The 20,070-nt window shown below is 68.7% G+C and carries 17 protein-coding genes; 10 read left to right on the forward strand and 7 right to left on the reverse strand.

Annotated elements, in window-relative coordinates; genetic code table 11:
- Positions 1–142 precede the first annotated feature (142 nt).
- Complete coding sequence (locus tag X946_RS25390) at positions 143–550, forward strand: GFA family protein (protein WP_038753461.1); 408 nt, start codon at positions 143–145, stop codon at positions 548–550.
- A 381-nt stretch (positions 551–931) separates the two neighbouring features.
- On the opposite strand, the gene X946_RS25395 is transcribed toward X946_RS25390, so the two are convergent.
- On the reverse strand, positions 932–1,738 hold the full coding sequence (locus tag X946_RS25395; RefSeq protein ID WP_038753400.1) for an EAL domain-containing protein: 807 nt from the start codon (positions 1,736–1,738) through the stop codon (positions 932–934).
- 256 nt (positions 1,739–1,994) lie between these two features.
- Between X946_RS25395 and X946_RS25400 the strand changes: the two genes are divergently transcribed.
- Genes X946_RS25400 through fahA form a run of 6 tightly spaced genes read left to right on the forward strand, consistent with a single transcriptional unit; the run spans position 1,995 to position 8,903 of the window.
- Positions 1,995–2,951, forward strand: coding sequence for an MBL fold metallo-hydrolase (locus X946_RS25400; protein ID WP_038753401.1), 957 nt, complete (start codon positions 1,995–1,997; stop codon positions 2,949–2,951).
- Positions 2,952–2,968: 17 nt separating this feature from the next.
- Positions 2,969–4,630 carry an FAD-dependent oxidoreductase gene (locus X946_RS25405; protein WP_038753464.1) on the forward strand — a complete coding sequence of 554 codons (1,662 nt, stop codon included), beginning with the start codon at positions 2,969–2,971 and terminating at the stop codon, positions 4,628–4,630.
- Positions 4,631–4,666: 36 nt separating this feature from the next.
- Complete coding sequence (locus X946_RS25410) at positions 4,667–4,897, forward strand: DUF2783 domain-containing protein (protein ID WP_038753403.1); 231 nt, start codon at positions 4,667–4,669, stop codon at positions 4,895–4,897.
- Entirely contained in the window at positions 4,894–6,246 is a 1,353-nt protein-coding gene (locus tag X946_RS25415; RefSeq protein ID WP_038753405.1) for an MFS transporter, read from the forward strand. The genes X946_RS25410 and X946_RS25415 overlap by 4 nt, the downstream gene beginning before the upstream one ends.
- Positions 6,247–6,264: 18 nt before the next feature.
- Entirely contained in the window at positions 6,265–7,599 is a 1,335-nt protein-coding gene (gene hmgA / locus X946_RS25420) for a homogentisate 1,2-dioxygenase (protein ID WP_038753466.1), read from the forward strand.
- The gene (fahA, locus tag X946_RS25425; RefSeq protein WP_038753407.1) at positions 7,596–8,903 is read left to right on the forward strand and encodes a fumarylacetoacetase; all 1,308 of its coding nucleotides are present in this window, start codon (positions 7,596–7,598) and stop codon (positions 8,901–8,903) included. Before hmgA ends, fahA begins: the two co-directional genes overlap by 4 nt.
- Positions 8,904–9,501: 598 nt before the next feature.
- Here fahA and X946_RS25430 read toward each other — a convergent pair.
- From X946_RS25430 to X946_RS25455, 5 genes are all read right to left on the reverse strand, one after another.
- Positions 9,502–11,271: an MFS transporter gene (locus tag X946_RS25430; protein WP_326929497.1), complete on the reverse strand. Its 1,770-nt coding sequence runs from the start codon at positions 11,269–11,271 to the stop codon at positions 9,502–9,504.
- Positions 11,272–11,453: 182 nt separating this feature from the next.
- A complete protein-coding gene (locus X946_RS25440) occupies positions 11,454–12,623 on the reverse strand; it encodes an MFS transporter (RefSeq protein WP_038753413.1) in 1,170 nt (389 codons plus the stop codon).
- Between the two features lie 115 nt (positions 12,624–12,738).
- Entirely contained in the window at positions 12,739–13,398 is a 660-nt protein-coding gene (gene bluB, locus X946_RS25445; RefSeq protein WP_038753415.1) for a 5,6-dimethylbenzimidazole synthase, read from the reverse strand.
- Positions 13,399–13,669: 271 nt separating this feature from the next.
- A complete protein-coding gene (locus X946_RS25450) occupies positions 13,670–14,674 on the reverse strand; it encodes a 2-hydroxyacid dehydrogenase (protein WP_038753417.1) in 1,005 nt (334 codons plus the stop codon).
- Between the two features lie 47 nt (positions 14,675–14,721).
- On the reverse strand, positions 14,722–15,702 hold the full coding sequence (locus tag X946_RS25455) for a LysR family transcriptional regulator (RefSeq protein ID WP_010105992.1): 981 nt from the start codon (positions 15,700–15,702) through the stop codon (positions 14,722–14,724).
- A 244-nt stretch (positions 15,703–15,946) separates the two neighbouring features.
- Between X946_RS25455 and X946_RS34575 the strand changes: the two genes are divergently transcribed.
- On the forward strand, positions 15,947–16,222 hold the full coding sequence (locus X946_RS34575; protein ID WP_152611815.1) for a hypothetical protein: 276 nt from the start codon (positions 15,947–15,949) through the stop codon (positions 16,220–16,222).
- A 414-nt stretch (positions 16,223–16,636) separates the two neighbouring features.
- Positions 16,637–17,851: a pyridoxal-phosphate-dependent aminotransferase family protein gene (locus X946_RS25460; RefSeq protein ID WP_038753420.1), complete on the forward strand. Its 1,215-nt coding sequence runs from the start codon at positions 16,637–16,639 to the stop codon at positions 17,849–17,851.
- A 27-nt stretch (positions 17,852–17,878) separates the two neighbouring features.
- Here X946_RS25460 and X946_RS25465 read toward each other — a convergent pair whose 3' ends face one another.
- Positions 17,879–18,826 (reverse strand): helix-turn-helix domain-containing protein, encoded by a 948-nt coding sequence (locus tag X946_RS25465; RefSeq protein WP_038753468.1) that lies wholly within the window; start codon positions 18,824–18,826, stop codon positions 17,879–17,881.
- 146 nt (positions 18,827–18,972) lie between these two features.
- Here X946_RS25465 and X946_RS25470 point away from each other — a divergent pair, with 146 nt between their 5' ends.
- Positions 18,973–19,863 carry a DMT family transporter gene (locus X946_RS25470; protein ID WP_038753424.1) on the forward strand — a complete coding sequence of 297 codons (891 nt, stop codon included), beginning with the start codon at positions 18,973–18,975 and terminating at the stop codon, positions 19,861–19,863.
- Positions 19,864–20,070: the final 207 nt, after the last annotated feature.

Consider the following 20,070-nt stretch of genomic DNA (forward strand, 5'->3'; position numbering starts at 1 on the left):
TGCGCATTCCAACGCTTGCTTTCCGCATTTCGACGCGCCGCCGCGCACTTCGATGCAACGCGACAGCCTGGCGCGATCGGTTGTATCGTAGACCCCGCTTTCTACCGCACCGTTCAGGTGCAACGTGAACAGGATGTCCGTGATGCCGGGCTCGGAATCGTTGGAAGGCGGGTGCGCGTGCGGCGCGATTCGTTACCGGATCGCCGGCGTGCCCGCCGACGCGGGTTTCTGCCATTGTCGGCTGTGCCAGCGGACGACGGGCGCCGCCGTGCTCGCATGGGCGACGGTGCCGATCGGCGCGTTCGAGTATGTGAAGGGCGCGCCGCGCGTGTTTGCGTCGAGCGCGTGGGGCGAGCGGCGCTTTTGCGCGCAGTGCGGCGCGCAGCTCGAATATCGGCGCTCGGATGCGCCCACGACGGTCGAGGTCAACTACGCGACGCTCGACGATCCGTCGGTGATTCGGCCGAAAGCGCACACGTGGTACGCGAGCCGTATTCCGGGGCTCGAAGTGGCGGGCGATCTGGCGGTGCGCGACGACGGCGACCATTGAACCGGCGTTGCGCGGGCGTTGCCGAGCGATGGCGATGCAGACCCCAGGCATTGCGAAATGCGCGCGTCGCGACGCAAATGCGGCGCATGCGTCGCGCGCGTCGGGAAAGCCGACGCTTATGCTTCGCGCGGTCGGCAATCGCCTCGCCCCGATCGCGGCGGCCGATGCACCGATGCTCCGATGCGCGGCCGCGACGCGACAATCACGGAGGTGTCATCGCGCGTGTCGGGAAACGCGAGGCGTGACCGGCGCCCGGCGGTGGCGGCGACCGCGTCGCCCCGATTCCTCGCACGCCGCCCGGCGCGGCATCGCGCCGCGCAATCTTGCCCGCGGCGTGCGCGTTCCGCGCGGCGCACGGCGCGCCGTACGCGGCCGCCTCCGTCAGACCGCGGCCGGCTGCGAGAACACCGGCCCTTGCACGAGCCGCACGTCGTACTGACGCAGCAGCTCGAACTGCGTTTCGTCGACGACGTGATCGAAGATGAGCGGAATGCGCACGCGCTGCGCATAGCCGACGAGCGCCTTCACCATCCCTTCGCGCAGCGCGATCGCCGCATCCATCTTGATGTAGTCCGGCCGCGCCATGTCCGACTCGACGGCGAGGATGCGCCCCGGATCGGGCAGCTTGTCGGCGACCTTGAAGCCGTAGTGCTGATAACTCTTCGTCAGATAGCCGAGGAACGTCTTGTGCGCGACGGCCGCGGCCGGCAGCTCGATCACGACGCGCTCGGGCGGCAGCCCGAACCCCTTGAGCACCGTCGAGAAGTGCTTGCCGTGGTCGTACTTGACGCTCTTCAACAGCCGCTCGTGCACGCGCAGGAACAGCAGCCCGTGCCGCTGCGCGCCGAAGAAGTTGATCGCGTGCAGGCTGCGCGCGAGCCGGTCGAGCGCGACGAGCTCCTGATCGTCGGCGACGGCGTCGATCGGATCGAACGGCGCGCCGCCCAGGTACGTGACCGCCTGGAAACCCAGTTCGTCGCCGTAGCGCTCGATCGCGTCGGTGAGCGACGTCGATTGCGGCGCACCCGGCATCGACACGTCGTAGATCGGCTCGTAGACGCTCGCCAGCCTCAGGTCGCGAAGGTGCGCGTACGCGCTTTGCGCGCCGTCCTCGAGCGCGAGGTGGTCGCACAGGAACGGCAGCTTGCCCGCGCGGGCGACGAGCTCGGGAATGGTGGGCGGAACCATGGACTCCGGAAGGAAGAAAGGCGGCCGAAACGGCCGCCGCATACGAACGATAGTAGCAGCGCCGCGCGTGATTGGCTGCGTGAATTGCTCATATCGATATCGGTTCCGCGCTGGCGGTTAGGGTATACATTGATTTCACTAATCGTAATTGGTTTTACTATTCGTAAATCGCAATATTGACGCAGATCAAGCATTCGAACGCGCGGCTTGTCCGACAAAAGCGGCGCATCCCTCAATACGGAGCAAGGAGCGACAGATGGCGGGTGACAAGAAATTTGCATCGCAGGCGGACCTGACCGAGAAGCAGGTGACGTTCGAGCGCCTGTCCGAGCATGCGTACGCGTATACGGCGCAAGGCGATCCGAACACGGGGATCATCATCGGCGACGACGCGGTGCTCGTCGCCGACACGCAGGCGACGCCCGTAATGGCCGAGGACGTAATCCGCCGAATCCGCGAAGTCACCGACAAGCCGATCAAGTACGTGCTGCTCACGCACTATCACGCGGTGCGCGTGCTGGGCGCATCCGCGTACGGCGCCGACCACGTGATCGCGAGCCAGGACACGTACGAGCTCATCGTCGAGCGCGGCGCGGCCGACATGAAGAGCGAGATCGAGCGCTTTCCGCGCCTGTTCCGCTCGGTCGAATCGGTGCCCGGCCTCACGTGGCCGACGCTCACGTTCAAGGGCGAGATGACGCTCCGGCTCGGCAAGCTCGAAGTGAAGATCATGCAGCTCGGGCGCGGGCACACGAAGGGCGACACGGTCGTCTGGCTGCCGCAGGAGAAGGTGCTGCTGTCGGGCGACCTCGTCGAGTACGGCGCGACGCCGTACGCGGGCGACGCGTACTTCCAGGACTGGCCGGCGACGCTCGACGCGATCGCGGCGCTCGAGCCCGAGAAGCTCGTGCCGGGCCGCGGCGCGGCGCTGAAGACGCGCGAGGAAGTCGCGGACGGGCTCGCCGGCACGCGCGCGTTCGTGAGCGAGCTGTACGCGAAGGTGAAGTCGGGCGCGGCGTCGGGCAAGGACCTGAACGCGATCTACAAGGAAACGTACGCGGCGCTCAAGCCGAAGTTCGGCGACTGGGTGATTTTCGATCACTGCATGCCGTTCGACGTGACGCGCGCGTTCGACGAGGCCACGCAGCATCCGGACCCGCGGATCTGGACGGCCGAGCGCGACAAGGAAATGTGGCACACCCTCGAAGGCTGAGCGTGGCGGGCGGCATCATGACCATCGATTATCAGACGCTGAAGTTCGACTATCGCCCGCGCGCGGCCGGTGCGGATGAAGGCGAGCCGCATCCGGCCGTCGTCGTCGGCGCGGGGCCCGTCGGGCTCGCGGCCGCGATCGATCTCGCGCAGCAGGGCGTGCCCGTCGTGCTGCTCGACGACGACGACACGCTGTCGAGCGGCTCGCGCGCGATCTGCTTCGCGAAGCGCACGCTCGAGATCTTCGATCGCCTCGGCTGCGGCGAGCGGGTCGCGCAGAAGGGCGTGGGCTGGCACGTCGGCAAGGTGTTCCTGCAGGACGAGCTGATCTACGCGTTCGATCTGCTGCCGGAAGTGGGACACGCGCGGCCCGCGTTCGTCAATCTGCAGCAGTACTACGTCGAAGGCTATCTGGCCGAGCGCGCGCTCGAGCTGCCGAACCTCGACCTGCGCTGGAAGAGCCGCGTGACGGGCATCCGGCAGACGCCCGATCACGCGGAGCTCGACGTCGACACGCCGGACGGGCCGTACACGCTGCGCGCGCGCTACGTGATCGCGGCCGACGGCTCGAAGAGCCCGCTGCGCGCGATGATGGGCCTCGACAGCCGCGGCCGCACGTTCAAGGACCGCTTCCTGATCGCCGACGTGAAGATGAGCGCGCCGTTTCCGGCCGAGCGCTGGTTCTGGTTCGATCCGCCGTTCCATCGCAATCAGTCGGTGCTGCTGCACCGGCAGCCGGACGATGTGTGGCGCATCGATTTTCAGCTCGGCTGGGACGCCGATCCCGTCGCCGAGAAGGCGCCGGAGCGCGTGATTCCGCGCGTGCGCGCGCTGCTCGGGCCGAACGTCGAGTTCGAGCTCGAATGGGTGAGCGTCTACACGTTCCGCTGCCAGCGGATGGACAGCTTCCGCCACGGCCGCGTGCTGTTCGCGGGCGATTCCGCGCACGGCGTGTCGCCGTTCGGCGCGCGCGGCGCGAACAGCGGCGTGCAGGACGCCGACAACCTCGCATGGAAGCTGAAGCTCGTGCTCGACGGCCGCGCGCCGGATCGCCTGCTCGACACGTATGCGCGCGAGCGCGAATTCGCGGCCGACGAGAATATCCGCAATTCGACGCGCTCGACCGATTTCATCACGCCGAAGAGCCCGATCTCGCGGGTGTTCCGCGACGCGACGCTCAAGCTCGCGCGCGACTGCGAGTTCGCGCGCAAGCTCGTCAACAGCGGCCGGCTGTCGGTGCCCGCCGTGCTCGCCGACTCGCGGCTCAACACACCCGATCAGGCGGGCGACACGTTCGAGCGCGCGCCGGTTCCGGGCGCGGTCGCGCCGGATGCGCCCGTGCTCGCGGACGGCGAGCCCGGCTGGCTGCTGCAGCATCTGAAAGGCGGCTTCGTCGGCCTGCTGTTCGGCTCGATCGGCGACGCGCCCGCGCTCGCCGACGCGACGCGCGGCCACGCGCTGCCCGTCGCGCCCGTGCTCGTCGTGCCGAAGGGCGGCGCGCGCGCGGTGGCGGGCGTCGACGTGATCGAGGACAGCGAAGGGCTCGCCGCGCAGCGCTACGACGCGCATCCCGGCACGTTCTATCTGCTGCGCCCGGACCAGCACGTGTGCGCGCGCTTTCGCACGGCGGACGCGGGCGCGGTGCGCGCGGCGCTCGCCCGCGCGATCTGCAACGCGTGACCGAACCAGCTACCGACCGAGACCAGGAGACACACGATGCACCTCGACACCCGCTTGCGTCTATCCGATCCGGACGCGTTCTACGAGGCGCTGATCGACATGCACCGCGACCTGCCCGACAGCGAGAGCCAGATCGTCAACGCGAAGCTGATCCTGCTGCTCGCGAACCAGGTCGGCGATCTCGACGTGCTGCGCGAGGCGATGGCGCTCGCGCGCAGCGGCGCGGCCACGCTCGACGGCGCGCCCGGCGCGCCGGCGCTGCAATGACGGCGGCGGCCGGCGCGCGCGTGCTCGAAATCGAGCGCGTGATCGACGACATGCATCGGCCCGCGTTTCACGCGATGCTGCTCGCGCTCTGCGGGCTGTGTCTCGTGATCGACGGCTTCGATGCGCAGGCGATGGGCTACGTCGCGCCGAGCGTGATCGCCGAGTGGGGCGTGAAGAAGCAGGCGCTCGGGCCCGTCTTCAGCGCGAGCCTGTTCGGCATGCTGCTCGGCGCGCTCGGCCTGTCGGTGCTCGCCGATCGCATCGGCCGGCGGCCGGTGCTGATCGGCGCGACGTTGTTCTTCGCGCTTACGATGCTCGCGACGCCGTTCGCGACGTCGATCCCGATGCTGATCGCGCTGCGCTTCGTGACGGGCCTCGGGCTCGGCTGCATCATGCCGAATGCGATGGCGCTCGTCGGCGAATGCAGCCCGGGCGCGCACCGCGTGAAGCGGATGATGATCGTGTCGTGCGGCTTCACGGCCGGCGCGGCGCTGGGCGGCTTCGTCAGCGCCGCGCTGATTCCGGCGTTCGGCTGGCGCGCGGTGTTCTTCGTCGGCGGCGCGGTGCCGCTCGCGCTTGCGGCCGCGATGGTCGCTCGCCTGCCGGAATCGCCGCAACTGCTCGTGCTGCGGGGCCGGCACGAAGCGGCGCGCGCGTGGCTCGCGAGGTTCGCGCCGCAACTCGCCGTGCCGCCCGACACGCGGCTCGTCGTGCGCGAGGCGGCGCCGAAGGGCGCGCCCGTTGCCGAACTGTTCCGCGCGGGGCGCGCGGGCGTCACGCTGTTGCTGTGGGCGATCAACTTCATGAACCTGATCGACCTGTATTTCCTGTCGAACTGGCTGCCGACCGTGATGCGCGACGCGGGCTACGCAAGCGGCACGGCCGTCATCGTCGGCACGGTGCTGCAGACGGGCGGCGTGATCGGCACGCTGTCGCTCGGCTGGTTCATCGAACGGCACGGCTTCATGCGCGTGCTGTTCGCGTGCTTCGCGTGCGCGACGATCGCGGTCGGCATGATCGGCTCGGTCGCGCATGCGTTCGTCTGGCTGCTCGCAGCCGTGTTCGTCGGCGGCTTTTGCGTCGTCGGCGGACAGCCCGCGGTCAACGCGCTCGCGGGCCATTATTACCCGACGTCGCTGCGCTCGACGGGCATCGGCTGGAGTCTCGGCGTGGGCCGCGCCGGCTCCGTGCTCGGGCCGCTCGTCGGCGGGCAACTGATCGCGCTCGGCTGGTCGAACGACGCGCTGTTCCACGCGGCGGCCGTGCCGGTGCTGTGCTCGGCCGTCCTCGTGATCGGCCTCGCGAGCGTGACGCGGCGGCGCGGCGCGGCCGCGCCGAACGTCGCTTGAATGGAGAGAACGACAATCATGACACTGGATTTATCGAAACCGGGCGAAGCCGGCTACCAGAGCGGCTTCGCGAACGAATTCGCGACCGAGGCGCTGCCGGGCGCGCTGCCGCACGCGCGCAACTCGCCGCAGCGCGCGCCGTACGGGCTTTATGCGGAGCAGTTGTCCGGCACCGCGTTCACCGCGCCGCGCGGTCACAACCGCCGGTCGTGGCTGTACCGAATCCGGCCCGCCGCCGTGCATCGGCCGTTCGAGCTCGTGTCCGGCGAGCGCCGGATCGTCGCCGACTTCGGCGATTCGGACGACGTGCCGCCGACTCCGCCGAACCAGTTGCGCTGGGACCCGCTGCCGATGCCCGCGCAGCCGACCGATTTCGTCGACGGCTGGGTGACGATGGCGGGCAACGGCTCGGCCGCCGCGATGAGCGGCTGCGCGATCCACCTGTACGCGGCGAACCGCTCGATGCGCGAGCGCTTCTTTTACAGCGCGGACGGCGAGCTCTTGATCGTGCCGCAGGAAGGGCGGCTTTTCATCATGACGGAACTCGGCCGCCTTGACGTCGAGCCGTTCGAGATCGCGGTGATTCCGCGCGGCGTGCGCTTTGCGGTCGCGCTGCCGGATGGGCACGCGCGCGGCTATGTTTGCGAGAACTTCGGCGCGCTGCTGCGGCTGCCGGACCTCGGGCCGATCGGCTCGAACGGGCTGGCGAATCCGCGTGACTTTCTCGCGCCGAGAGCGTCGTACGAAGACCGCGAAGGCGCGTTCGAACTCGTCGCGAAGCTCAACGGCCGGCTCTGGCGCGCGGACATCGATCATTCGCCGTTCGACGTCGTCGCGTGGCACGGCAACTACGCGCCGTACAAGTACGATCTGCGTCACTTCAACACGATCGGCTCGATCAGCTACGACCATCCCGATCCGTCGATCTTCCTCGTGCTGCAGTCGCAAAGCGACACGCCGGGCGTCGATGCGATCGACTTCGTGATCTTCCCGCCGCGCTGGCTCGCGGCCGAGGACACGTTCCGCCCGCCGTGGTTCCACCGCAACGTCGCGAGCGAATTCATGGGGCTCGTGCACGGCGCGTACGACGCGAAGGCGGAAGGCTTCGTGCCGGGCGGCGCGAGCCTGCACAACTGCATGTCGGGCCACGGGCCGGATGCGGACACGTTCGAGAAGGCGTCGGCGATCGACACGTCGAAGCCGAACAAGGTCGGCGACACGATGGCGTTCATGTTCGAGACCCGCACGCTGATTCGCCCGACGCGCTTCGCGCTCGACACCGCGCAACTGCAGGCGAATTACTTCGAATGCTGGCAAGGCCTCAAGAAGCACTTCAATCCGGAGCAACGATGAGCGCTACCCCCGACGAACTGCGCGCGAGCCTCGATCCTTCGCGCAAGAGTTGGCTCGACGCGGCGAACGACGCCGCGTGCGATTTCCCGATCCAGAACCTGCCGTTCGGCATCTTCAGCGATGCGCGCCATCCGGAGAAGCGCGCGGGCGTCGCGCTCGGCGATGCGATCGTCGATCTCGCCGAGCTCGCGCGCGCGGGCCTGTTGACGGTGGAGGGCGGGGCGGCCGTGTTCGAGCGGCCGGCGCTCAACGATTTCATCGCGCTCGGCCGCGATGCGTGGCGCAGCGTGCGCGTCCAGCTGAGCGCCCTTTTCGAGTGCGGCTGCGCGCGGCTGCGCGACGACGCTGCGTTGCGCGCGCGCGCGCTCGTCGCGCAGCGCGACGCGACCCTCCATCTGCCCGTCGACATTCTCGGCTACACCGATTTTTATTCGTCGAAGGAACACGCGACGAACGTCGGCTCGATGTTTCGCGATCCGAAGAACGCGCTGTTGCCGAACTGGTCCGAGATGCCGATCGGCTACAACGGCCGCGCGTCGTCGGTCGTCGTGAGCGGTACGCCGGTGCGCCGGCCGAACGGGCAACTGAAGCTGCCGGACAGCGACCGCCCGGTGTTCGGCGCGTGCCGCAAGCTCGACATCGAGCTCGAGACGGGCTTCATCGTCGGCCGCGGCAGCGCGCTCGGCGAGCCGATCGCGTGCGAGGACGCGGAGTCGCACATCTTCGGCGTGGTGCTCCTGAACGACTGGAGCGCGCGCGACATCCAGCAATGGGAATACGTGCCGCTCGGGCCGTTCAACGCGAAGACGTTCGCGACGTCGATCTCGCCGTGGATCGTCACGCTCGACGCGCTCGAGCCGTTCCGCACCGCGCAGCCGAAGCAGGCGCCGGAGCCGCTCGCGTATCTGCGCCACGGCGGCGAGCATGCGTTCGACGTCGAGCTCGAAGTGCGGCTGAAGCCGGAAGGCGCGGCCGGCGCGACGACGATCTCGCGCACGAACTTCAAGCACATGTACTGGACGATGGCGCAGCAGCTCGCGCATCACACGGTGTCGGGCTGCAACACGCGGGTCGGCGACCTGATGGGCTCGGGCACGATCAGCGGGCCGACGAAGGATTCGTTCGGCAGCCTGCTCGAGCTGACGTGGAACGGCAAGGAGCCCGTCGCGCTCGCGAGCGGCGGCGTGCGCGCGTTCCTCGAGGACGGCGACGAGCTGACGCTCGCCGGCTGGTGCCAGGGCGACGGGTATCGCGTCGGCTTCGGGACGTGCGTCGGGAAGATTCTGCCGGCGTCGAAGGGGTGACAGCGTAGTGAGGGGAGACGGTCGTGCCGCCCGGCGAGCAGTGTCGCGGGGCGGGCTGTGCGAGCGGTCGAATCGGGCGCTTGCGGCTTCGGTGCTGCAAGCGCCCGTGTCGTTTGGGCGGGTGCGTCGGGGCGGTCCGGTGTCCGGGCGGAGGGGGCGTTGCAACGCGGTGGCGGGATGTCGTTTGCTGCGTCATGCGCGGCGCTTCATGCGTCGTATGCTTCGAATTTCGAATTTCGAATTTCGAATTTCGAATTTCGAACCTCGAACCTCGAACCTCGAACCTCGAACCTCGAAGCCAGAAGCCAGAAGCCAGAAGCCAGAAGCCAGAAGCCAGAAGCCAGAAGCCAAGAGCTCGATGTCGGAAATTGCAAATTCCGAAGTTGGAGCTTGGCACAAGGTATTCTGCACCGTGCGTTGCTCGGCTCGGCTCGGCATTCAGCATTCAGCATTCAGCATTCAGCATTCGAACGCCGGAAGCGAGAAGTTTCAAACCGCGCAAGACATTGCCAAATCCCGAGCGACCATGCGCGCTCGTCCATTCTTTCGCTGACGACAGCGGACTCGCGGCCGTGAACGTCCGCAGCTCCGATTTGCGTCACCGCTCCTGCCGAGCCGCGTGCATCGGCAATGTTCGTCGCTCCCAAAGCGCGGCGACGATGAACGCGAGCGCCGACACGATCAGCACGCCGACCAGCGCATCGCCGCCGAGCTGCTCCATCAGCGCGCCGGCGACGAGCGGTCCGCCGAAGCTCGCCGCGCTCCACGACGCGGACACGAGCGAGCTCGCCGTCACGAGCGCCGAGCCGCGGAAGCGCTCGCCGCACGCGACGAGCGACAGCGTGTAGACGCTGCCCGCCGCCGCGCCGAGCACGAAGAGGAGCGGCCAGCAGAGCCACGGCGTCGCGACGACGACGGGCAACAGCGGCAGCAGCGCGAGCACGACGCAACCCGCGCCGATATGCACGCGCTCTCGGCCGAGCTTGTCGGCGAGCCAGCCGATCGGGAATTGCATCGCGGTGTCGCCGAACAGCAGGATCGCCGCGAGCAGCACGGCCGTTCCGCTCGCGACGCCGCGCTCCATCGCGAAGAGCGGCAGCAGCGAGAGGGCGAGCGTGTCGAACAGCGCGAAAAACGCGGTGCCGATGACGAGCGCGGGCATCTTCGGCATCACGCGCGTCCAGCGGTCGTGCGCCTCGTGATGCGGCTCGTCGCCGACAGGCGTCTTGCGGATCGACGCGAGCGACGGCAAGGCGAGCAGGAAAAGCGCGCCGCTCAGCGCGAAACGCACGTTCGTCATCCCGGCGATCTGGCTGACGAGCACGGGGCCCGCCATCTGGAACAGCGTGAAATTCGTCGCGTAGATCGCGACGACGCGCCCGCGCGTCGCATCGTCGGCGAGCTGGTTGACCCACGCTTCGCCGATCGTGAAGAGCAGCATCAACGCGGCGCCGCAGACGACGCGCAGCACGCCCCAGACGGCGAGGCTCGACGTGAACTGCATCAGGATGGTCGCCGCGGCGAGCATGAGCACCGACGCGACGATCACTTGCCGTCCGCCGAAGCGCTTCGTGATCGCCGACACGAACGGCACGACGACGAGGCCGCCGCCCGCCTGCGCGGCGGTCAGCATGCCGACGATGTTGGTGCCGTGGCCCGCCTCGGTGAGCGCGAGCGCGGTGAGGGGGAGGGTGGCGCCCGTGCCGAGGCCGACGACGGCGACGCTGAGAATGAGCGCGAGAAAATCGCGGGTGAGGATCGTTTTCATGACGGCCGTGATGCTACACCGGGGAGCGGAATCGCTCCATCGAGATGCGTGCCGCGCGACGCGGCGACGCCGATGCCGATGCCGATGCCGGGGCTGCGCGGAGGCGGAGGCGGAGCGTGCGTGGTGGAGGCAGCCGGGCTCGATGCTGCGCCGGCCGTGTGTCGCGCGGTCGTATGGACGGACGGCGGCGCCTGCCCGATTCACGCATGCCGTACCGGGCCGATGATCGCACGCGACGCGCGGCATTCTCGGCATATGCGAAAAAGCGCAAATGTCCGACGCGCGGCGGCGCGGTGCGAGTCGCGCACGCCGGCCGACCGGCATTCGAATGCGCGGAGCCCAACCGGGAGCCGCGCGTGATACGAGACTTCGGCGAAAAGCGGGATGCTCGCTGCGCGGCGGCGCGGTGCGAGTCGCGCACGCCAGCCGACCGGCATTCGAATGCGCGGAGCCCAACCTAGGCCGCGTGTGATACGAGACTTCGGCGAAAAGCGGAAATGCCCGATGCTTGACGGCGCGACGCGATTCGCGCCTTTCGATGCGTCGACGTTCGCTTGCGCGGCGAGCCAATCGCCCAAGCCGGACCGGCGCGCCGCGCATGCGATCACGTCGCGCGGCCGACGGCCACGTCGATCGGCAGCGCGCCGTTCGTCGAGCGCGATTCAACGGGGCGATCGATCCGTTGCCGGCGGCGCATCATCCGGCCTGCCGCGCGCCGTTCGTCACACGACCGGCGCGCGGGCGCGCCGCGCAGCGAATCGCTGCCTCGCGCGCTCCGCGCATCAGGCGCATTCGGCCGGCCCCGGCACCGCGCGCCGTTCGAGCGACGCCGACCACAGCGTGAGCGCGAGCGCCGCCATCGCGAGCACGGCGCCCGCCCACGGCAGCTTCGCGAGCGGCACGCCCGCGTGGATCGCGGTGCCGCCGAGCCACGCGCCGAGCGCGTTGCCGAGATTGAACGCGCCCTGGTTGAGCGTCGACGCGAGATTCGGCGCGTGGCTCGCGCGGTCGACGATCAGGATCTGCAGCGGCGGCACGATCGCGAACGCGAGCACGCCCCACACGAAGATCGTCACGAGCGCGGGCAGCGGCGTACGCATCGTGCCCGCGAACGCGGCGAGCACGACGCCGATCGCCGCGAGCGTCGCGACGAGCGACGGCATCCGCCGCCAGTCGGCGAGCTTGCCGCCGACGGTGCCGCCGACCGTCAGGCCGAGGCCGAAGAGCAGCAGCACGAGCGTGACGTCGTGCGGCGTGAAGCCCGTCACGTCCTCGAGGATCGGCGTGATGTACGTGAACACGGTGAAGAGGCTCGCCGACGCGAGCACGCTGATGCCGAGCACCATCAGCACCTGCGGATTGCGCAGCACGCCGAATTCGCGCGCGATGCCGGCGGCGGGCATCTCGAGGCGCTTCGGCACGCAGACGGCGAGCGCTGCTGCCGCGAGCGCGCCGATGCCGGTGACGGCCCAGAACGTCGCGCGCCAGCCGAACGCCTGGCCGAGCGCGGTGCCGAGCGGCACGCCGAGCACGTTCGCGAGCGTGAGGCCGGTGAACATCAGCGCGATCGCCTGCGCGCGCTTGTTCGGCGCGACGAGGCTGCTCGCCACGACCGAGCCGATGCCGAAGAACGCGCCGTGGCAGAACGCGGTGACGACGCGCGCGATCATCAGCGCCGTGTAGCCGGGCGCGATCGCGCAAAACAGGTTGCCGACGATGAACACGCCGATGAGCGAAAGCAGCGCCGCCTTGCGCGGCATCTTCGCGGTGACGACGGCGAGAATCGGCGCGCCGATCGTCACGCCGAGCGCGTAGCCGGACACGAGCATGCCCGCCGCCGGAATCGACACGCCTAGGTCGCGCGCGACGTTCGGCAGGAGGCCCATGATGACGAACTCGGTGGTACCGATACCAAACGCGGCAACGGCAAGGGCGAAGAGGGGCAGCGGCATGGACGACTCGCGGGAGGGCCGCCGCCTCCGGCGCCGCGGGATGCGGCGCGCCGATGGAAGCGAGCGGGACAGCCGGGATTTTATCTCAGGGAAAACCCCTGTGTTTAGGGCCTGATCAGGTGTTGCGCGCAGGCGTCGGCGCGGTGTCCCAGCCGTTCTCGTACAGGCATTCCTCGAGCGGCATCCGCGTGGCCCACCGCTCTTCCTCGAGCATCGGCTTCGCGTAGAACGCGTCGACGTGGCCGAGGCATAGCACGGCGATCGGCTTCGCGCCGTCGGGCATCGCGAGCAGCCGGCGTAGCGCGTCGACGTCGAAGAGCGACACCCAGCCCATCCCGAGCCCCTCGGCGCGCGCGGCGAGCCACATGTTCTGGATCGCGCAAGCGGCCGACGCGAGATCCATCTCCGGCAGCGTGCGGCGGCCGAACACGTGCCGCTCGCGCCCGTCGGCGAGCGCGACGACGAGGAGCTCGCCGCATTCGCGCACGCCTTCGACCTTCAGCCGCATGAATTCGTCGTGCCGCTCGCCGAGCGCGTCGGCGGTCGCGCGGCGCTCGGCGTCGACGAGCGCGTGAATGCGCTCGCGAAGCGCGGGGTCGGTCACGCGGATGAAGCGCCACGGCTGCATGAAGCCGACGCTCGGCGCGTGATGCGCGGCGCGCAGCAAGCGCGCGAGAACGGCGGGATCGACCGGGGCGGACGTGAAATGGCGCATGTCGCGCCGCTCGAAGATCGCCCGGTAGACGGCGGCGATCGCGGGTTCGTCGAAACGCATGGTGAACTGGCGAAACGGGTGGAGGCGAAGAATCGCCGCAACGATAGCAGACTCGCGCGGCGCGCCAATAAGGGGTTTAGCCGACGGGGCCCGACCCGCCGAATCGGCGTGCCGGAGCACGACGCAAGGTCCGCGGCCCACGGCGTGAGGCGCAAGGCCCAAGGCGCAAGGCCCAAGGCGCAAGGCCCAAGGCCCAAGATCCAAGGCCCAAGATCCAAGGCCCATACGGCCTACGCCGCACTGCCCACGGCGCGTCCGCCCCCGCTCGCCGTCAGCCCTGCTGCACCGCGTCAACGACGTTTCGCGGCGCGCCGTCCTGCCATGCGCGGATGTTCGACAGCGTCGTATGCGCGATCTCCGCGAGCGCCTCGCGCGTGAAGAACGCCTGGTGCGACGTGACGATCACGTTCGGGAACGTGAGCAGCCGCGCGAGCACGTCGTCCTGCAGCGGGCGATCCGAATGGTCTTCGAAGAAGAGCCCGCTTTCCTCCTCGTAGACGTCGAGCCCGAGATGCCCGAGCTGGCCCGTCTTCAGCGCGTCGATCAGCGCCTGCGTGTCGACGAGGCCGCCGCGGCTCGTGTTGATCAGCATCGCGCCCGGCTTCATCCGGGCGAGCGCGCCGGCGTCGATCAGGTGATGGGTGGCGGGCATCAGCGGGCAGTGCAGGCTCACGATGTCCGATTCGGCGAGCAACTGCTCGAGCGGCACGTAGCGCACGCCGAGCGCGATCAGCGCGTCGTCGTGCGGCGGCAGCGAATGCGCGAGCACGCGCATTCCGAAGCCCGCCACGATCCGCGCGAACACGCTGCCGATAAGGCCCGTGCCGATTACGCCGACCGTCTTGCCGAAGAGATCGAAGCCGAGCAGCCCGTTCAGCGAGAAGTCGCCTTCGCGGGTGCGCGCGACGGCGCGCGGCAGGCGGCGGTTGAGCGCGAGGATCAGCGCGACCGCGTGCTCGGCGACCGCATGCGGCGAGTAGGCGGGCACGCGCACGACGATGAGCCCGAGCCGGGCCGCCGCCGCGAGGTCGACATGGTTGAAGCCCGCCGAGCGCAGCGCGATGAGGCGCGTGCCGCCCGCGGCGAGCGCCTCGAGCACGGCGGCGTCGAGGGTGTCGTTGACGAACGGGCAGACGACCTCGTAGCCGCGCGCGAGGATCGCCGTCTCCGCGTCGAGATGGGAAGGCTGGAAATGCAGCCGGTAGCCGAACGACTGGTTGGCGGCATCGAACGAATCGTGGTCGTACTGCCGGCTGCTGAAAAGAATCACGCGCACGCTTTGCCTCCGGTAAAGGGTGCGCATTAGTTTACTTCAGCCGAGCGTCACTGGAGCCCCGTGACGACGTCGGGGCGCTTCGCCGTGCCGGCCTCGCGCATGAAGTAGTGGCCGTTCGTCTCGGTCTTCTGGCCGCCGAGGTGGTACAGCGCGTGCTCGACGAAGCTGCGGGTGCGCGCCGGCAGGAACTGGCGGTTCGGATAGACGATCGACAGCTGCGTGTCGGGATCGTCGATCCGGTAGTCGCCGAGAATCCGCACGAGTTCGCCGCTTTCCAGCGCGTCGGCGATGTAGCTTTCGGGCAGCACCGAGATGCCGGTGCCGGCGAGCGTCGCCGCGCGCACCATCGACGCGCTGTTGACCGTGTAGACGGGCTGCAGCGACACGACGTGCGTGAAGTGATCCGGATCGACGAAGCGCCAGGTCGACGAGTGCTGGTCGGCCGGCAGCGCGATGCACGCATGGCGGACGAGATCGTCGGGCCGGTGCGGCGCGCCGTGCCGTTCGATGTATGAAGGCGCGGCGCACAGCGCGAGCGTGTTCGGCATCAGCGGATGGCCGATCAGCGCCGGGTTGCCGTCGAGGCGGCCGCCCGTGACGAGGCCGGCGTCGTAGCCGGCTTCGATCACGTCGAGCGGCCCTTCGGTCAGCGTCAGCTGCACGCGGACCTTCGGGTACTGACGCCGGTAGCTGTCGACGAGGGGCGTGACCCGGCCGGGCGACAGCAACCCGGACACGGCGACGCGCAACGTGCCGACGGGCTCATGAACCGCCCGCTCGACGGAGGCCTCGAGCTGATCGAACTCCTCGAGCAGCGCCCGGCAGCCGTCGAGGTAGCGGATGCCCGCTTCCGTCAGCGACAGATTGCGCGTCGTGCGATGGATGAGGCGCGTGTTCAGATGTGTCTCGAGCATCGCGATCGAACGCGTGACGAGCGCATTCGATACGCCGAGTTTCCGCGCCGCCCGCCGGAAGCTCTGCAGTTCTGCAACACATACGAAAACACGCATGGTCTGGATTTGGTTCATAGCTTTCGTTGGCCCATTAAATGATTATGTTGTGTTTTTCGCCTTCGATCATGGCAAGCCACCGGCTGTCGGATCAGCACAGAACTTGTCTTAAATATCGAATCATCGAAGGCTGGGCAAATTGTTCAATAAGCTGAGTGCATCAGTCAACTAAATAATTATTTCATCTCGAATGTAATAAATCGGTCGTCGGGATCGGCGATCCCTATTTGCGGGGTGTGAACCGATTCCGAGATTTGCGCGGATGATATTCGACGAATGCGGCAGTTTTAATCCCTGCGAGGCGTCCGCGCGGCGCGGCCGGCGCGGTACCGTTTCCAGTACGGTACTCCGCTGGTTCGGAGTGCGCAGCGCCGTGCGGCGCACGCCGTTCGAGCATTTTTCCGGGGATTTTTGTGAGCGGATTGCAATGCGGTCTAAGGTTCTTTTCCGGCGCGGAACAAATAAATTTGCTGCATCGCATCGAATGGTTAATGCAAGCTTTTTCGAAAAGCTTGACGGTTCGGGTTGCAAAAAATGATTTTTCGATTTAGTGGGAGGCGGATTTGATGACGATTTGGCCTATTCGGACGGCGCGGGTGGGAATTTTCCGGGGGCGTCGCGCGAGAAAAGCGCCGGCGGCCGAATAAGAAGAAAGGCGGGCCGCGGCGGGCGTCAAGTACTGATGCGTCGCAGGCGGGCCGTCGACGACCGCGGGCGACGGCGGGCGCGGCGAGCGGCGAACCCGGTTCGCCGCGGCCCGGGGCGGCCGCGGCCGGCTCGCGGCAACGCAGGTGCGCGGGCGAAGCGGGCCGGCAGGATGCGTCGCCGCGCTGCCCGCCGCCGCCGTCGCGCCCATCCGAAGCTCGCGTCGATCAAAACACTTGCGTATTGCAACGGTTCGCGGAATGATCGATCGATCACCGTATTCTCAACCCGTTGTTCCGCTCAGCTCATGTCCACGACCGATCATTCGCCGATTCCCTGTCCCGTCGTCGTCCCGCTCGACGCGATTCTGCCCGAAGAACCGCTCCTCATGATGGGCGCGGGCCCCGTGCCGATCCCGGCGGCGGTGGCGAAGGCGAACACGATCGTGATCAATCACCTGGGCGCGACGATGGCGAAGATCATCGAGCAGGTGAAGGAAATGGCCCGCTACGTGTTCCAGACGCGCACGAAGTGGGTGCTGGGCGTCGCGGGCCCCGGTTCCGCGGCGATGGAGATGGCGATCTCGAATCTCGCGTGGCCCGGCACCCGGGTGCTGTCGGTCAAGAACGGCTTCTTCAGCGCGCGGATGGCCGAGATGGCGACGCGCGTCGGCGCGAGCGTCGCGTCGATCGACGTGCCAGATCGCGCCGTGGCGAGCCTCGACGAGATCGCCGACGCGATCGCGCGCGAGCGCCCGGAGATCGTCACGATCGTCCACGGCGAGACGTCGAACACGGTGTGGAACCGCCATCTGAAGGCAATCGCGACGATCGCGAAGGCGGCGGGCGCGCTCGTCGTCGTCGACGCCGTCTGCACGCTGTCGACGATGCCGCTCGACATGGACGCGTGGGGCATCGACGCGGTGATCACGGGCGGGCAGAAGGGGCTGTCGTCGATTCCGGGCGTGTCGCTGATCGCGTTCTCCGACGCCGCGTGGGAGCGGATGAAGAGCCGCCCGGCGCCGAACACGCACTGGTGCCTCGACATGGCGCTCGCCGAGAACTTTTGGCACAACGCCGGTTATCACTACACGGCGCCCGTGTCCGGCGTGCTCGCGCTGCACGAGGCGTTGCGGCTCGTCTGCGCGGAGACGCTCGAGAACCGCTACGCGCGGCATCTGCGCTGCTCGCTCGCGCTGCAGGCGGGCATCACCGGAATGGGGCTCGAGCTTTACGCGCCCGAGTCGTGCCGGCTGAACTCGGTGGTCGGCATCGCCGTGCCGGACGGGCTCACGCCGGGGCTCATCTGCGGACACATCTCGAAGCAGTACCAGGTCGAGATTTCGGGCTCGTTCGGCCTGCCGATCGTGCGCATCGGCCAGATGGGCGAGCAATGCCGCGAGCACAATCTGTTCCGCACGCTGCACGCGTTCGGCCGCACGATGATCGATCTGAAGGCGCCCGTCGATCTGCCGGCGGGCGTCTCGGCGCTCGAGCAGGCGCTGTCGGGGCGCGGCGAGTGACGCGACGCGCGGCGATGTCCGGGCCGGCTACGCGGCCTGCATCGCCCGGCGGTACTCGCCCGGCGTCGCGCCGTGCGCATCGCGGAAGCGGTGGCTGAAGTGCGCGGCGTTCGCGTAGCCGCACCGCGCGGCGACCTGCGCGAGCGGCAGCGACGTCGCGCGCAGCAGCGTGCGCGCGCGAACGAGGCGCTGTTGCGCGATCCACGCGTGCGGCGCACGGCCGAACGATACGCGGAACATGCGCGAGAAGTGGTATTCGGACAGCGATGCGAGCGCCGCGAGCTCGCCGAGCGTCATCGGCTGCGTCAGGTACGTGTCGATGTAGTCGCGCACGCGGCGGCGCACGGCCGGCGCGAGCCCGCCCTTGAACGGCGTGTCGGCGCACGTCATGCTTTGCCCGCGCAACAGCAGGCTCAGCACTTCGTGCGAGGTTTCGTTCACGCGCAGCCGGCCGTCGGCGTCGTCCCAGCGCTCGAGCGCGAGCGAGCGGCATAGCGCGGCGACGCGCGCATCCTCGAAATACGTGCGATCGGCGAGCTTCAGCTCGCGCGGCTCGCGGTCGAGCTCGCGGATCGCGCGCTGCGCGAAGTGCTCCGGCAGGAAGTACAGGTGGACGAAATGCATTTCGCCGCGCACCCACCAGCGCGATTCATGATCGCCAGGCAGCGCGCAGAGCAGGCTCGGCGCGCCGTAGCGCGCGACCTTCTGCCGCTCGGTGCGGTAGCCGCCGTCCAGATAGCACGACAGCGTGTGATGGCCGGGCTGCGCGTAGACCGTTTCGCTTTCCTCAGTGATGCGCGTCCACTCGGCGATCGCGAGGTGATCGCCGAGCCATGCGAAGCGTTCGAGCGTCGCGTTCGCCTCGGCGAGCGTCCGGCAGACGGACTGCAGGCCGAACGGCACCTCGTCGCCGACGAAATCGGCGGCGGGCACGGACAGGCGCGCATCGAGCGCAGGCGTGGAGGGCGTATGCATGATGAGGCGAGTATAAGCGTGCGCGCGCGTGCACGGCCCGCCCAGGTGCAAATGACCGCAATTCCAGACAATCGGCGCCGGATGCGCGGCGGCATAGTCGGAATCGTGTTTCCGAATCCGATTCCGTTTCTGCTTTCGAATCCGCCATGAATCTGTCGCTTTACGTCGTCACCGTGCTGATCTGGGGCACCACCTGGATCGCGATCAAATGGCAGCTCGGCAGCGTGCCGCCGCCCGTGTCGATCGCGTGGCGCTTCTGGCTCGCGGCGGCGGCGATGTTCGTGCTGTTGCGCGTGATGCGCCGGCCGGTCCGGCCGCCGCGCGAAGCGTGGCGCTATCTCGCCGCGCAGGGCCTCGCGCTCTTCTGTCTCAATTTCCTGTGCTTCTACTATGCGGAGCAGGTCGTGCCGAGCGGCCTCGTCGCCGTGGTGTTCTCGACCGCGCCGCTGCTGAACTCGATCAACGGACGCGTGTTCATGGGGCGGCCGCTGCGGCCGTCCGCGGTTGCCGGCGCGCTGCTCGGCCTGGCGGGCATCGCGTGCCTGTTCTGGCAGCAGATGGCGGGGCACGTCGACGATCGCGCGACCTGGATCGGCCTCGCGATCGCGTTTGCGGGCACGATGTGCTTCTCGGCGGGCAATCTGCTGTCGAGCCGCATGCAGTCGATGGGACTTCATCCGCTCGCGACCAACGGCTGGGCGATGCTGATCGGCGCGACGATCGTGACCGTCGGCAGCGTCGCGGCCGGGCTGCCGCTCGCGATCGACACGAGTCCGCGCTATCTCGGCGCGCTCGTCTATCTCGCGGTGCCCGGCTCGGTGATCGGGTTCACCGCGTACCTGACCCTCGTCGGCCGGATCGGGCCGGAACGCGCGGCCTATTGCACGGTGCTGTTTCCGATCGTCGCGCTCGCCGTATCGACCGTGTTCGAGGGATATCGATGGTCGTCGCTCGCGGTGCTCGGGTTGATGCTCGTCGTCGCCGGGAATCTGGTCGCGTTCGATCTGACGCGGCGGCTCTTCGTGCGAGCCGCCTGAACGGGCGGCGCACCGTGCGGCGCGCGGTCCGTGCGGTGCATCCGATGCGGGGACGGCGGCGCGGTGCGTGCGGTCGAAGTCGTCTGCGACGGATACTGTTGCGCCGCCGACCGCCAACCGCCGACCGCCGACCGCCGACCGCCGACCGCCGACCGCCGACCGCCGACCGCCGACCGCCGACCGCCGACCGCCGACCGCCGACCGCCG

Source organism: Burkholderia sp. ABCPW 111 (assembly GCF_000773065.1).
In the GTDB taxonomy this organism is placed as follows: Bacteria; Pseudomonadota; Gammaproteobacteria; order Burkholderiales; family Burkholderiaceae; genus Burkholderia; species Burkholderia savannae.

Bases quoted from the DNA above. Each gene is read 5' to 3' on its own strand.
- X946_RS25455 (WP_010105992.1), bottom strand. From the start codon at position 15,702: ATGAACCAAATCCAGACCATGCGTGTTTTCGTATGTGTTGCAGAACTG.
- X946_RS25395 (WP_038753400.1), bottom strand. From the start codon at position 1,738: ATGGTTCCGCCCACCATTCCCGAGCTCGTCGCCCGCGCGGGCAAGCTG.
- bluB (WP_038753415.1), bottom strand. From the start codon at position 13,398: ATGCGTTTCGACGAACCCGCGATCGCCGCCGTCTACCGGGCGATCTTC.
- X946_RS25440 (WP_038753413.1), bottom strand. From the start codon at position 12,623: ATGCCGCTGCCCCTCTTCGCCCTTGCCGTTGCCGCGTTTGGTATCGGT.
- X946_RS25430 (WP_326929497.1), bottom strand. From the start codon at position 11,271: ATGCGCGGCGCGCCGGTCCGGCTTGGGCGATTGGCTCGCCGCGCAAGC.
- X946_RS25400 (WP_038753401.1), top strand. From the start codon at position 1,995: ATGGCGGGTGACAAGAAATTTGCATCGCAGGCGGACCTGACCGAGAAG.
- X946_RS34575 (WP_152611815.1), top strand. From the start codon at position 15,947: ATGATATTCGACGAATGCGGCAGTTTTAATCCCTGCGAGGCGTCCGCG.
- fahA (WP_038753407.1), top strand. From the start codon at position 7,596: ATGAGCGCTACCCCCGACGAACTGCGCGCGAGCCTCGATCCTTCGCGC.
- X946_RS25410 (WP_038753403.1), top strand. From the start codon at position 4,667: ATGCACCTCGACACCCGCTTGCGTCTATCCGATCCGGACGCGTTCTAC.
- X946_RS25390 (WP_038753461.1), top strand. From the start codon at position 143: ATGCCGGGCTCGGAATCGTTGGAAGGCGGGTGCGCGTGCGGCGCGATT.
- X946_RS25415 (WP_038753405.1), top strand. From the start codon at position 4,894: ATGACGGCGGCGGCCGGCGCGCGCGTGCTCGAAATCGAGCGCGTGATC.
- X946_RS25470 (WP_038753424.1), top strand. From the start codon at position 18,973: ATGAATCTGTCGCTTTACGTCGTCACCGTGCTGATCTGGGGCACCACC.
- X946_RS25465 (WP_038753468.1), bottom strand. From the start codon at position 18,826: ATGCATACGCCCTCCACGCCTGCGCTCGATGCGCGCCTGTCCGTGCCC.
- hmgA (WP_038753466.1), top strand. From the start codon at position 6,265: ATGACACTGGATTTATCGAAACCGGGCGAAGCCGGCTACCAGAGCGGC.
- X946_RS25405 (WP_038753464.1), top strand. From the start codon at position 2,969: ATGACCATCGATTATCAGACGCTGAAGTTCGACTATCGCCCGCGCGCG.
- X946_RS25460 (WP_038753420.1), top strand. From the start codon at position 16,637: ATGTCCACGACCGATCATTCGCCGATTCCCTGTCCCGTCGTCGTCCCG.